Annotated in this window: 13 protein-coding genes and 2 pseudogenes; all 15 read left to right on the forward strand. The window is 55.1% G+C overall.

Annotated features, from left to right (window positions below; translation table 11 throughout):
- Position 1 precedes the first annotated feature (1 nt).
- The 15 genes and pseudogenes from OZ401_RS25060 (at position 2) to OZ401_RS25120 (ending at position 11,910) form a co-directional block, all read left to right on the forward strand.
- Positions 2-271, forward strand: a complete 270-nt coding sequence (locus OZ401_RS25060; protein ID WP_341472139.1) for a hypothetical protein — start codon at positions 2-4, stop codon at positions 269-271.
- 21 nt (positions 272-292) lie between these two features.
- Positions 293-634, forward strand: a complete 342-nt coding sequence (locus OZ401_RS25065) for a PrgI family mobile element protein (protein WP_341472140.1) — start codon at positions 293-295, stop codon at positions 632-634.
- Positions 631-966: a single-stranded DNA-binding protein gene (locus tag OZ401_RS25070; protein WP_341472141.1), complete on the forward strand. Its 336-nt coding sequence runs from the start codon at positions 631-633 to the stop codon at positions 964-966. Before OZ401_RS25065 ends, OZ401_RS25070 begins: the two co-directional genes overlap by 4 nt.
- 174 nt (positions 967-1,140) lie before the next feature.
- The gene (locus tag OZ401_RS25075) at positions 1,141-2,886 is read left to right on the forward strand and encodes a TrbL/VirB6 family protein (RefSeq protein ID WP_341472142.1); all 1,746 of its coding nucleotides are present in this window, start codon (positions 1,141-1,143) and stop codon (positions 2,884-2,886) included.
- Positions 2,883-4,388 carry an NlpC/P60 family protein gene (locus OZ401_RS25080; RefSeq protein ID WP_341472143.1) on the forward strand — a complete coding sequence of 502 codons (1,506 nt, stop codon included), beginning with the start codon at positions 2,883-2,885 and terminating at the stop codon, positions 4,386-4,388. The genes OZ401_RS25075 and OZ401_RS25080 overlap by 4 nt, the downstream gene beginning before the upstream one ends.
- 866 nt (positions 4,389-5,254) lie before the next feature.
- On the forward strand, positions 5,255-6,418 hold the full coding sequence (gene cpaB / locus OZ401_RS25085) for a Flp pilus assembly protein CpaB (protein WP_341472144.1): 1,164 nt from the start codon (positions 5,255-5,257) through the stop codon (positions 6,416-6,418).
- Positions 6,415-7,812: a TadA family conjugal transfer-associated ATPase gene (locus tag OZ401_RS25090; protein WP_341472145.1), complete on the forward strand. Its 1,398-nt coding sequence runs from the start codon at positions 6,415-6,417 to the stop codon at positions 7,810-7,812. Before cpaB ends, OZ401_RS25090 begins: the two co-directional genes overlap by 4 nt.
- Positions 7,809-8,702: a type II secretion system F family protein gene (locus OZ401_RS25095; protein WP_341472146.1), complete on the forward strand. Its 894-nt coding sequence runs from the start codon at positions 7,809-7,811 to the stop codon at positions 8,700-8,702. The genes OZ401_RS25090 and OZ401_RS25095 overlap by 4 nt, the downstream gene beginning before the upstream one ends.
- A gap of 73 nt (positions 8,703-8,775) precedes the next feature.
- Positions 8,776-9,894 (forward strand): type II secretion system F family protein, encoded by a 1,119-nt coding sequence (locus OZ401_RS25100; protein WP_341472147.1) that lies wholly within the window; start codon positions 8,776-8,778, stop codon positions 9,892-9,894.
- Between the two features lie 166 nt (positions 9,895-10,060).
- Positions 10,061-10,351, forward strand: a complete 291-nt coding sequence (locus tag OZ401_RS25105) for a hypothetical protein (RefSeq protein ID WP_341472148.1) — start codon at positions 10,061-10,063, stop codon at positions 10,349-10,351.
- Between the two features lie 94 nt (positions 10,352-10,445).
- The gene (locus tag OZ401_RS25110; protein ID WP_341472149.1) at positions 10,446-10,877 is read left to right on the forward strand and encodes a TadE/TadG family type IV pilus assembly protein; all 432 of its coding nucleotides are present in this window, start codon (positions 10,446-10,448) and stop codon (positions 10,875-10,877) included.
- Positions 10,874-11,038 (forward strand): annotated as a pseudogene (locus OZ401_RS25995) (TadE/TadG family type IV pilus assembly protein); the annotation flags it as partial. The gene OZ401_RS25110 and the pseudogene OZ401_RS25995, both read left to right, overlap by 4 nt.
- A gap of 54 nt (positions 11,039-11,092) precedes the next feature.
- A complete protein-coding gene (locus OZ401_RS25115; RefSeq protein ID WP_341472150.1) occupies positions 11,093-11,353 on the forward strand; it encodes a hypothetical protein in 261 nt (86 codons plus the stop codon).
- 140 nt (positions 11,354-11,493) lie between these two features.
- A pseudogene (locus OZ401_RS26000) lies at positions 11,494-11,613 on the forward strand (pilus assembly protein TadG-related protein); the annotation flags it as partial.
- A gap of 24 nt (positions 11,614-11,637) precedes the next feature.
- On the forward strand, positions 11,638-11,910 hold the full coding sequence (locus OZ401_RS25120; RefSeq protein WP_341472151.1) for a hypothetical protein: 273 nt from the start codon (positions 11,638-11,640) through the stop codon (positions 11,908-11,910).
- Positions 11,911-11,924 lie beyond the last annotated feature (14 nt).

The raw sequence follows: 11,924 nt of genomic DNA on the forward strand, positions 1-11,924 counted from the left end.
GATGGATGTCACTAAAATTATCAACCTGATTAATACCGGCATAACTTTTCTGCAAATGATCGGTGGGGCAGTGGGCTTTCTGTTTTTCTGCTGGGGAGCTATCCAGATTACCACCTCCGGCTGGCGTTACCAGCAGGCCGACCGGGGTAAAGAAACCATGGTCTATGCTGTGCTGGGTCTGGGTTTACTGTTGATCGGCGGTACCATCGTCAGGCTGATTCTTACCGCGATGGGGGCCAATATCCCCCTGCCTACCGGTGTGGGTGGCTAGTAAGTATAAGGGAGGTTTTAAATGACCCTGACCCATGAAATTCCCACCCACCTGGAAGTGGAGGACCGGCCCTTCTTTGGGCTGACCTTTAAACAGTTCACCGTCCTGGCGCTGGGGTTGGGCGGGCTGGCCTTTCTATATAACTACGGGCTGTGCTGGGTACCCGATCCGTTCCGGCTGATATTAACAGTGGTGGCAGGGGCGGTGGCCCTGGCTATTACCTTGCTAAAACTGGAGGGGCTATCTCTCCTGGACTGGCTGATGGAGCGGGTGTTATTTGGTTTCCAGCCGCACCAGGCAATCTTCGGGCTTTACGAGTTACAGCAGGGGTCAGTCAAAGAGGAAAGGTCATTCCGCCGGTGAGCGGTCACCATAACCGGGTAATCCTGGTAGGTCAGATTCTAGGCGAAGTGGAGCTGCACCTGGACGAAAGGGAAGAAATGGTAGCCCACTTTACCCTGATTACCGAGCTGAAGTTCAAAAAGAAAAGCGGTGTGATCAGGGAATCAGCAGAGCACCGGGTGGTGGCCTGGGGTGAACTGGCCCGACTATGCGGCACCAATCTGGTAGAAGGGCGGCTGGTACTGGTGGAAGGACGGCTTCGCTCATACCTGACAGAAGATCCACGAAATGGCTGCCGTTATCTCTGTTTTGAGATCAGGGCCGAACAGGTACGTATCCTGGACGAGCCGTAGGCAGTTGAAGTTAGGCGCGAATAGCTAAAACCGGAATAATTAACGAGCAAATAACCTATGTGGCCAAAAGCATCTATAAAACTGAAGATCGGGCAAAATCTCAGAAAAGCCGGGCTTGGGTTACTGGAACTGGCCGAATTTTCAATACCGGCCAGGCCGGGGCCGGTGGCACGCATGCTGGGACAATCCGGGAAAGTCTATCTGGCCTGGTCTTACCGCCATCCCCGGTGGGGTTTACTACTGATGCTTATTCCAGCGCTAGTGCTGGTGGCCGCTTTTGGGTTCTACCGGGTAGCCCAGGCCTCCGGTGCTCTCTACCAGATCGCGCCCTGCGCCCCACCCACAGACCAGAGCTTTAACTTTGACGGCAACCCCGGCCTGGACTTTGACCTGGGCAAGTGGGCCGGCTGGCTGATCGGTAAAATCTGCCAGTGGATCGCGGTGGTTTTCTTCCAGCTGGCCAACCATATTCTGGGTTGGGGTTCTGGCTGCAATAATATTCAGCTAAATTTTGTAACCGACACTCCCTGGGAATACATTGCCAACCAGTCCCAACCGGCTTTTGGTGACCAGCTCAGGAACGGACTGGTCTGGAGCGTTTTATCTTTCCAGTTTTTCTGGCTGGTGCTTAATTTGTTCTGGCGCAGGCAGCAGGTAGGCGTTGAAGATATCCTGGTGCGCACCCTGATGGGAGTAGCCCTCTCTGGAATTAGCTACGAGATTGCCCGCTGGTTCCTCCAGATCTGCCAGGCCCTCTCCCAGGCCTTAAATTCAGGCGATAAGCTCCGGCTGTTTGAGGGTGTACTTCAGGTAGATACCAATGGGAATATCTTTAATACCCTTCTGTCGATGTTCGCGGCAGGGGTGGCAGTGCTCTTTGTACTACAGATGGCTATCCGCTTGATCTATACCGGCTTTCTTTTATACCTTTTGCCACTCGGTGGGGCCTTATGGCTTAACCCTGGTACCCAGTATTATTCCAGGATGCTTTACAGTAACTTTTTTGCCACAGTCTTTGTGCAGCCGCTTCAGCTAGGGGTGATAGCCGTCACCACCATGTTTGTAAAGGGAGCCAGGGCTTACGCCGATACCTCGCTGGCGATGCTGTTTGGCATCTGTGGTCTGTTTTTGGCACTGGGTCTACCCCGCACCTTTAATGCCGCCCTGGGTGGGTCTACTCCCATCGGACCGGTCGGGCTGGTGCTGGCGGGTCGGATGGCGCTGGGCAATCTCAGGCAGGCGGGCCGGGCTATTTCAGGTGGGAACAGCCACTCCCCAAACTCCGGGAACCGGGGTAGTGGTGGTAACTCTGGACCAGCTAATCGTTCTCCCTGGAGTGGCGGGGGCGGGGGGCTTTCAGGACTACAACCGGTGACGGCCGGTTGGGGTGCGCCGGGCAACCTGCGCTACGGTGGTAACGGTGGAGCCTCTCCCTTCCGCAGTAAAACCACCCAAACCGCCGGAGCAACTTCCGCCTATTCCCCGGCTAATTCATCCAAACCGGCCAGCCCGGCTCTGGGCACTGATACCGGGGTGTCACCCGGGAATCCACTTGCCGGAGGAGTACAGCAGTCCCCGCCCGCGCAAGGCGACCAATCGGTATCTCCTATGACGGTGGGCTACCCACCTGCTCCCCTTCCAGCCCGGCCGGCAAATGCTTCAGAAGATGGTAGTAGCCGCGCCAGAGTGGTAACGTTGAATCCGACTCCCCGACTTCCTGCTACTTCAGGCACCGGGGAAAGCGGGAATGTGGGAGCAGCAGAATTAAAACCAACTTCTACCGGCAACAGCCCTTCTAACCCGCCCCTTCACTCTTCCTCCAACTCCCAGAGCGGAGGAAGACCAGGGGTGGTGGATCTGCGTCCTTACCGCCCCCGCCCTAAAAGAACCGGTAATCAGGAAGGGAGCAAAACGTCATGATGGAAGCCTACGATTACGGTCTCGGCCTTCTGTCGCCTGGTCGGGTGGTGCGCTGGCTTATGGTACTCCTCGCTCCCCTGGTCCTGCTCATTTTGGTGGTGGTAATTTTCCTGTTACTGGTGATGACCGTCTTTGGTTTCCCCCTGGGTGGGCAACTGGGTCGACCACCCGGCGGGGTGGCGGGTCAACCCCCGAATAGCAATTTCCTGGCCCAGATCCCGGCAAGCCAGCGCCCACTATTGCAGTCAGTGGCTAAAGACAACCAGCTGCCCTGGGAGGTGCTGGCGGCTATAGTCAGGATTGAGAGCAATTTTGGACAAGCCTCCGGCAATTACGCCGGACTCACCGAAGCGCAGTGGGAGCGTTACGCCCCGGCAGTTTTTGGTGGTCCTACCGGTTACGAACCGGGTAACCATGAAAAATCCCTGGAGGTGCTGGCCGCTTTACTGAAAGCCGGCGGCGCCAGACAGGGGGATGGGGATGGAATCCGACGGGGCATTGGCGATTTTAAGAGCGGCGACAATTACTTTTACCGGGTGCTACAGGTGGCCGGACGCTACGGCTTTATCCTGCCCGGCTCCTTTGAAGAAAAGCTGGTGCAACTGACGGTAGCCCAGGAAGGCAAACCCTATGTATGGGGTGCCACAGGCCCTGCTGCCTTTGATTGTTCAGGGCTCACGGCCTATATCTATGCCCGGCTGGCGGTAGCGCTGCCCCGTAACTCGCAGGCGCAGTATTTCGCGGCAGAACCGGTCAGCGCCGACCAGGTAATGCCGGGGGACATGTTCTTTCTGGAATACACCTATCAGGATCCCACCATCCGGCTGACCCATGTGGGGATTTACAAAGGGGGTGGAATTGCTATACACGCGCCTCAGGAAGGAGAGACCATCCGGGAGGAACCGATCGACAATGCCTTTTTCCGGCAGCACTGGTACGGTTTTGCCAGGGCGAAACGACCGGGAATGGTGCCGCCCACCACTGGAGTGGAGGAAGATACCGGACCGGTGGGTGGTGACTGGCAGAACTTTGATGTGCGTAAAGGGGAACCCACCTCCCCGGCAATCGACCGCTGGCTTTTGACCTGTGGGAGTCAGGGAGTAAAAAGCCCCCAGCTGGCGGAAGCACCTCTTGGGGAAACCATCGGGCAGGTATATTTAAGAATGGGACGAAAATACGGGATTAACCCGGCCTACGCCGCCGCCTTCTTTACCAAAGAGAGTTCCTGCGGGAATTTCGGGAGTAACCTGGCTTCCCATAATTTCGGGAATATCCGCTGGACGCCCGGCTATCCCACCCTGGACGGAATCTGGCGGGCCTACCCGACCTGGACGGATGGGATGGAGGACTGGTTCCGGCTGATCAAGGAATACTACCTGGGTCAAGGGCTGGTATCAGTTGACCGGATTGTACCGGTATATGCTCCGGCGGCGGACTCCAACAATGTTGAGCTTTACATAACTCAAATAAAACAATATGTTTCCAGAATTATGCAACGTTAGAAAGTTGTTAAAGAATAATAAAGTTGCTCTGCAACAAATAAAGTTGTGACCTGAGCAGCCTTAACGAGGTTATGTTTGGTAGCTTAAAACAGGTTCAATATCACAATTTTATGGGTGAGTACAACGGAAAAAACATCTTCAAACCGGATCAGGGTACAACTTTGTTGATCTTCAGCAGAAGGCAGATCATGAAATAACAAATTGTTTCCGGGTAACCAGGATCAAGGAGGTGAAATTAACGAGTAGATAAGGCTCAATAGTAGCGGAATAATAGTAACGTTTATTTTTATAAAATCAGGTAGAGTAGTACCGTTTTCCTATAGGTGAAAGGGATTAAATGTGGTATCGTGCCTTTAAATTTTAGATTATTCGCATTTGATTATTTGTTATTCTCAGGCTACACATTAGCACTCATTATTTCGGTGGCCTAAAACGAATAATTTTCCGATAACAAAACCGAGTACGCATAACACAGGAGGTTAACCACAACCATATGCTGAAATCAGGGTGAATGTAAGGCTACTCAAATCAATATTTATGAAATACCCGACACCGTAGTAAATCCAGCCATAATCTAAGCCCACATCATTTGCCTTAACATTCCTACCAAAAAACTCTACTATTGAACATTTGTCCGGGAGTTTTCCCAGAACCGAAAACCGATCTACCGGCTTATTTGAGTAACCCTCCAGTTTATATCAGGTAGATTGAATCCGGTGTAGCAGTTCCAGGCAAATTCGCCGAAACTGATGCGAGAATCTCTAAATATTTCACAGGTCGGTTAGTGTTCCCTTTGAAGCCGGGCGGACCGGCCTGCCAGGATAAACGCCGGACATTTATCGGTTGGTTTTGTGCGGCCTGATTCCATGGCTAAAACCATCTTTTGCTTTGCACGGTTTGTGAGAAGCCAGGGCATAGCCCTGACCGCCGTTTTAAACAGTGATGAACTGAGCGGCGACTGGCTGGTAACGGGCTTGTATAGAGAAATTATGAAAGGGAGGCGAGAAAGAGTGTTTAATCGAAAAGAGCAAAGCCAAAACGGCAATTCCCACCGGCCGCCTGACCTGGAAGAGTTCGATCCTACCCTTACGCCTCCGGTAATCGAGGCAGCGCGGTCGGGACATAACGGCCATACAATTCCGGATTTTGGAAACGGAAGCCGGGTTAAACCCAGCGTCCCCCTGCCCCGGCGAGAAATCCCATCTGGTAAAACAGGCCGGGTATCCGGCAAACCGGTAGGAGGGACCCCAACCCAGGATTCACGCTGGCGACTACTTTTGGGACTGGGTATTGCGGTGATGACTTTTCTGGCCGCCCTGTTCTGGCTACAGGGTAGCGTGGAAGGGGTGGAGGTGGTGGTGGCTACCCGGGAGATCGCTACCGGCCAGATTATCTCGGCGGATGATCTTACCACTGCCCGGCTAAGCGGCAGTTCCGATTACGCCAGTAGACTTATTGCCAGCAAAGAGTTAAGCGGTCTTACCAGGGATGGTTCGGAAAGGAAAGTGGCGGCCCGCCTGATTAGGGCAGCCGAACCGTTAATGAAACAGGACCTGATTCCAGCTTCCCAATATAACCGGAGCGGCATTCCCGAAGGACAGGTGGCGCTCTCCCTACCGACCACCAGCGCCTATGCGGTTTCCAGGATCAGCCGGGGCGACCAGGTGACACTCCTTATTACCAATAAAAGTAGTGGAAGTGACGCTAAGAACCAGGCCATCGTGCTGGCCGAAAATATTAAGGTGCTGGAGGTAGCCCGCTCCGGCAGTAGTCTTAGCCTTAACAGCAGTAGTAGCGGAGCGGGCAGTAGTAATAGCGGGGCGTTAAGCGGTCTCACCTTACTGGTAACGCTGGAGCAGGCCCGGCAAATCAGCCAGGCCAGGGAGCAGGGGGTAATTACGGTGGTGCTACAACCGCTTACCGGCGCAGCGGAAGGATTGGTAACCATCAGTCCACCGGCTACTGAGGCTGCTCCGGTTACTACCGTGATACCGGTAGGTACCATCACTCCCACAGGAGGCCAGCGATGACCCAGCTCCATAAAAACGGCTTCAATACTCCGAAGTTGCCGCCCACCCGGCTGCCGGATTCCGACCTGAATCTGGAAGAGACCATGCAGGCGGAGGTGAGCGAGCAGGTTCTAACTCGCCTTAAGACCGAAGAGGGCGGTATGGCACTGGTAGGCTCTTTCCGCACCCTTTCAAGAGAGCAGGAAAACTATGTCCGGCAGGTGATCGGGGAGGAGCTTTCCCGTTATAACAGCTTTGCCGCCCGGCTTAACAAACCTTTTCTGGCCGATACCCTTAGGGCTACCCAGGAAATCTTTAACCAGCTCTTCGGACTGGGTAAATTGCAACCGTTACTGGAGGATTCCTCCATTGAGGATATTTTTATTAACGGGCCGGACGAGGTGCTGGTGATCCAGAACGGCCTTAAAAAGAGGGTGTCGCTGCATCTGGGCAGTAATGCCAGGGTGCTGGAGTGGTGCAAACGGATGGCCTTTGAATCAGGGCGCCGGGTGGACGAAGCCAGCCCGATGCTGGATCTGCAACTGCCGGGGGGCGCCAGAATGAACGTGATTATCCCCCCGGCCAGCCGGGAGAACGTACTGGTAACCATTCGCAACCATACCACCGATGTCCGTAGTCTGGAAGACCTGATGGCGGGTGGAGTGCTGAGCCGTACAGCCGCCACCTTTCTGGCGGCCTGTGTTTCAGCTGGACTTAATATCCTGATCGCCGGTGCCACCGGCAGCGGTAAAACCACCCTCCTGAACTGCCTGGGGGCCAGGATAAACCCACAGGAACGGGTGATTATTATCGAAGAGACCTCCGAGCTGAACTTTCCTATCCGGGATTGTCTGTACCTGCAGGCCCGGAACGCCAACATCGAGGGGCTGGGCGAGATCACCCTGGGAGATTTGGTCAGGAACGCCCTGCGGATGCGGCCCACCTGGCTGATAGTAGGCGAGGTACGCGGTGGAGAGGCGATGGATATGCTAAAAGCCATGAGTACCGGCCATAGCTCGGCTACTTCAATCCATAGCAATAGCGCCACCGAAGCCTTTACCGCCCTTAAGACCTGCGCCATGCAGGCACCTGGGCGACCGGGTCCAGAGGTGGTGGTGGAACTGATCCGGCAGGCCATCGATATAGTGGTACATCTGGTGGTGGTAAAGCGCTCCAACCGGCGCTATGTAAGCTCGATCTTAGAGGTAACACCGGGGGGCGAAGGGCTTCAGATCAGCTCAAACGAAATCTTCAAGGTGCGTTTTAGGGAAGGGCGCAAAGACCGGCCCTACCTGACCTGGAGTGGGTTGGTGCCCCGCTGTTTGCCCCGGTTGGAGGAGGTGGGACTGGACTGGCGGGGTCAGATCCTGGCTGAAGAGGAAGAAGAAAATCTGGAAGAGGGGGGTGCACAATGACGGCAGTAGCGCTGGCTTTTGTAGCGGCTCTGGCCGCCTACCTGATCTTTGACGCTCTGACCAGACCACCTAAAAGGCCACCGGAAGAATGGGAACTGGAACTTGACCGCTACACCCGGCAAAAAAAAGGGAAACGAAAGAGCCTGGCCGAGCGTTTGGGATTACCACCCCGGCAGGTACAGGCGGCTCTGGCACTGGGACTACCGGGCGGAACCGGCGCGATGTTTATAGCCTGGTTGGTGTGGCACTGGCCGGTGCTGGTGCTGTTCGCCGGGATACTGGGTTTTATAGCCCCGCTGTGGGTAGCGCTTTCCCGCCGGGAGAGTGAACGGCTGGCCTTCCAGAAGGATCTGGCTATTGCCATCGACTCGCTGCGCTCCCAACTGCAGAGTGGTGGCGGCGGGATTCTCAGTGGGCTACAGCACCTGGGAGAAAAGGGGCCAAAGCGACTGAGAGAGGAGTTCCGGCAGATCAGTGAGGAGGTGGGGTTGCCGGGTTACGGGCTGGAAATAGCGCTGCGCCGCGCCCAGGAAAGGCTGCAGGATTCACAATTTGATGTGGCGGCGCTGTCGCTGATAGCGGCCGACCGGGGCGGTGGCCCGGTCGGGGATGTGTTGAGCCTTTTGTCCACCACCATCCGGGATCATGTAAGGGTGCGGCGGCAGGTGCGAGCGGAGCAGGTCAGAAGTATCTGGTCGGCCAGGGTGATTGCGATCTCACCCATCGTCATTTTGACCTTCCTGAAGCTGATCGGCGGGGGTTACACCGACCCATATGAAACCGCCGGGGGTCAGTTGGTGCTGCTGATGGGCGTGCTACTTATGCTGGGTGGTTACCTGTCCATGCGAAGGTTGGGACGGATTCCGGCGGAGCGGCGAAGTTTTAAGTGACTTTTAGCTGAAATCCCTATCGAACATGAAGGTAACGACCGGGTTGGGATTTAAGAAAGTAATGAGGTGCCAGTTGGACGAACTGTTTGATGCCTTAAGACAGGCCATTTTCCCCGGTGGGCAACCGGCTATAGCGCTGCTAATGCTACCGCTGGCTCTGGGGTTGTATCTGGTGGCCAGTGGGCTAATTGGTCTTATCTGGCCGGTTCGGGCGCTGGAACCCAGCGAAGAGGAGAAGGTCCGGTTGGAGATGGAGGCGGTAGGTGAAGCCAGGCGAAGACAGGAGCGGGAAAGTCATCCCCTATATGGCTCGGGCTATCTGGAGCGCAACCTGCGACCTCTCACCGAGATGGTGGGTCGCCAGATTCTTCAAGCCCTTAATAGAGTGGGACTGGGCCGGAGCGGGCGGGATGAACTCCAGCGTAAGCTGGATATTGAGGCTAAAGGGGAGACGGTTTCCGGCTTTTTCGGGCAACAGTTCTTTAGCGGAGTGGTGGTGGCGCTCACCGGGTTGGGGTTACAGGTGGCCTGGGGGCTGGAATTCTCGGCCCTGACCTTCCTGGGTCTGTTCTCACTGGGGTTTTACTACCCGGCCCTGGCCTTGAACCGTACCGTCCGGCGAATGCGGGAGGATGTAGCGGCCCAACTTCCCACCCTGATCGACCTGTTAAGCATTAACGCTCGCAGTGGGATGGGATTGGAGCAGGCTCTGGAAGTGGCGGTGGCACGGGGGGAAGGTACTTTGCCGGAAGCCATCCGCAAGGCTTTTGTAGATGCCCGCTATATGCGCAAGCGCTACGAAGCTCAAAGGCGGCGGTCTGGAACAGGTGGTCTGACCCTGCTGGGAGAACTGGAGGAAGAATCGGCCGAAGAACTGAAGGCTCGCTACGACCGGCCCGATTCCAACCCTACCTTTGACGCTCTGGCGGAGCTGGCCCGGCGTTTTGAACTGGAAGAACTGGAAGATTTTGTGGCCGCCCTGGAGACCAGCGCCGCTAAAGGGGCCAGAATCACCGAGGTATTGCATAACCAGAGCCTGATGATGCGTGACAAGAAGCTGGAACTGCTGCTGGCAGCAGGCAGCCGCAGCCAGGTCAAGATTATCTTCCCGCTGGCGCTCTTTATCCTGCCGGCTTTTATCCTGCTGGTGCTGACCCCGGCCCTGTTGCAGGTGGCGGCTTTTGGCAGCTGAAAGATAACGAGTTGGATAGGCAAGGGTAGCAAGCAGTTTAGACCAGAGAGATTTGAGCGAATATGTAGCTTTTAATAAGGAGGTGGGGCTCGAAAAGAAAAGCCGTGGTCGGGTGCCTGGCGCTTAGCCAGGTGAGTAAAAAAACTAACCGAAAGGAGTTTTAGAGATGCAAAACAAAGTCAATCTGGCGCTTCTAAGGGCGCAATTGAAACTGGAACTGGGAGTAGCGGCGGTGCTGGTGTTTCTAGAGAGTCTGCTTCTGTGCAAGCCTGCGGCCCGTAAAAGAGCGCTAAGGGGAGAGGTCTCCCTGGAGTGGGTGCTGGTGGGCGGCTTTATGGTGCTGCTTATCGGGACGGCCATGGTGATGGTAGTAAAGCCGAACTTTGACGCTGTTATCAAAAACATCATGGACATTATTGTAAAGGATACCGGGACCAATGCCTCGGGTGGCGGTTGATATTTTAACCTGACCGGCAGGCTCGATATATTTCATCAGTTCGGGTCAGCCGGGAATTTGCCCATTTGTAAAGGCAAGAAGGAGGAGGTAACAGATGCCAAAAATCCATCTCAGTATCAGAACTGGCCTCGGCCCGGCCAGAAGCCGGGCCAGAACCGGTAAACCGGGACAGGGAGCCCTGGAGTTTGCCCTGTTACTCCCTCTGTTTCTGATGCTGCTACTGGCGGTAATCCAGTTTGGGATAGTGCTCTATGGGCAGCAAGTGGTGACCGGGGCAGCCCAGGAAGGGGCGAGAGCCGCTTCCGAGGCGGATAAAGGGATAAACGACGGGTTGGCGGTGGCCCAGAGCCGGCTTGAATCGGAACTCGGCAATGTGAAAATGGAGGTGCAGGGGGACGAGGATGGCGATAAGGTCTATATCCAGACCTCCGTCGTTATCCCCACCTACCTGCCGTTTCTGGATCAAAAAATTCGCTTTAGCCTGAAAGCAAAGGCCGATATGCTAAAGGAAAAGTGGCGGCCATGAGACAAGTAAAACTCAAGACATGTTTTTTCAAAAAACATAAACCTGGACAGGCACTACTTGAATTTATCTTTATTATCCCCCTGATTATGGCCTTGGTTATATCTATTGTGGCGCTGGGAGTCGTGCTGGATTACAAGCAGAAACTGGAGGGGGTGGCCAGGGAGGCAACCCGGCTCGTCAGCAAAAGCACCGGCAATGGGAATATTGAAATTGGTATGGGCCGGGCCGAGGAAGTAGCTCAGAAATACGGATTGGACCCGGCCCGGTTGAGCATCGAGGTGACTGGGGTGAGCGACAGTATGACCCCAGCCAGAGGCGGAGTGGTAAAAGCGGTGGTGCGATACCGGGTGAAGGCTTTTATCTTCCCTGAACTGACAGTGGTGGGACAGCATCAGGAATCGATTGAATGCTGGCGAATGCGGGATGACGATAACAGCGGCGGGAGTTGTCTACCTCCGGTTGATGAAACCGGGTAAAGGCATGAGGCTTGGGAGTTAAAAATATGTTCAGATTACCGGGCAAACTGAAGCTAACACGGCTAAAAGAGAAGGGGAAACCGTTCCGGAGAAGAAGGATAAAGGGACGTTCCTGGCTAAACTGGCCATTGAAGGGTCAGATGTTACTCCCGGCACTGCTGTGGATGGTAGTTGGCGTAATGATGCTGGCGGTGATAATTGAGGTAGGCCATATGCTGGTTGCCCGCCGACAACTTCAAAACGATGCTGACTCTCTGGCCTCCTGGGGTGCGATGCAGCTGGATGTGACCGGGGTTCGAGATAGCGAGGGGCGACGGGTGGATGTGTTATCTCCAGGCGGGGCTTCCCCGGCTATGCAGAAGATCAGTGATCAGGCGCGGGAAATGGGTTATGGCGAGGGCGAATGGGAGTGGCGCTGGGGAGCCTGCCATTTCCAGATCAGGCTTCAGAAGAAGATTCCTACCTGGTTTGGCAAAGCCCTAGGAATAAAAGAATTTACGGTAGCGGCGGTGGCCAACGGGCGGTTGAACAACACCGACCAGCCTAACTCCTGTTAAATAAAAGGGTAGCA

Source organism: Candidatus Chlorohelix allophototropha (assembly GCF_030389965.1).
GTDB lineage: Bacteria > Chloroflexota > Chloroflexia > Chloroheliales > Chloroheliaceae > Chlorohelix > Chlorohelix allophototropha.

Bases quoted from the DNA above. Each gene is read 5' to 3' on its own strand.
- OZ401_RS25075 (WP_341472142.1), top strand. From the start codon at position 1,141: ATGCTGGGACAATCCGGGAAAGTCTATCTGGCCTGGTCTTACCGCCAT.
- OZ401_RS25105 (WP_341472148.1), top strand. From the start codon at position 10,061: ATGCAAAACAAAGTCAATCTGGCGCTTCTAAGGGCGCAATTGAAACTG.
- OZ401_RS25080 (WP_341472143.1), top strand. From the start codon at position 2,883: ATGATGGAAGCCTACGATTACGGTCTCGGCCTTCTGTCGCCTGGTCGG.
- OZ401_RS25065 (WP_341472140.1), top strand. From the start codon at position 293: ATGACCCTGACCCATGAAATTCCCACCCACCTGGAAGTGGAGGACCGG.
- OZ401_RS25115 (WP_341472150.1), top strand. From the start codon at position 11,093: ATGGGCCGGGCCGAGGAAGTAGCTCAGAAATACGGATTGGACCCGGCC.
- cpaB (WP_341472144.1), top strand. From the start codon at position 5,255: ATGGCTAAAACCATCTTTTGCTTTGCACGGTTTGTGAGAAGCCAGGGC.
- OZ401_RS25095 (WP_341472146.1), top strand. From the start codon at position 7,809: ATGACGGCAGTAGCGCTGGCTTTTGTAGCGGCTCTGGCCGCCTACCTG.
- OZ401_RS25060 (WP_341472139.1), top strand. From the start codon at position 2: ATGGATGTCACTAAAATTATCAACCTGATTAATACCGGCATAACTTTT.
- OZ401_RS25110 (WP_341472149.1), top strand. From the start codon at position 10,446: ATGCCAAAAATCCATCTCAGTATCAGAACTGGCCTCGGCCCGGCCAGA.
- OZ401_RS25090 (WP_341472145.1), top strand. From the start codon at position 6,415: ATGACCCAGCTCCATAAAAACGGCTTCAATACTCCGAAGTTGCCGCCC.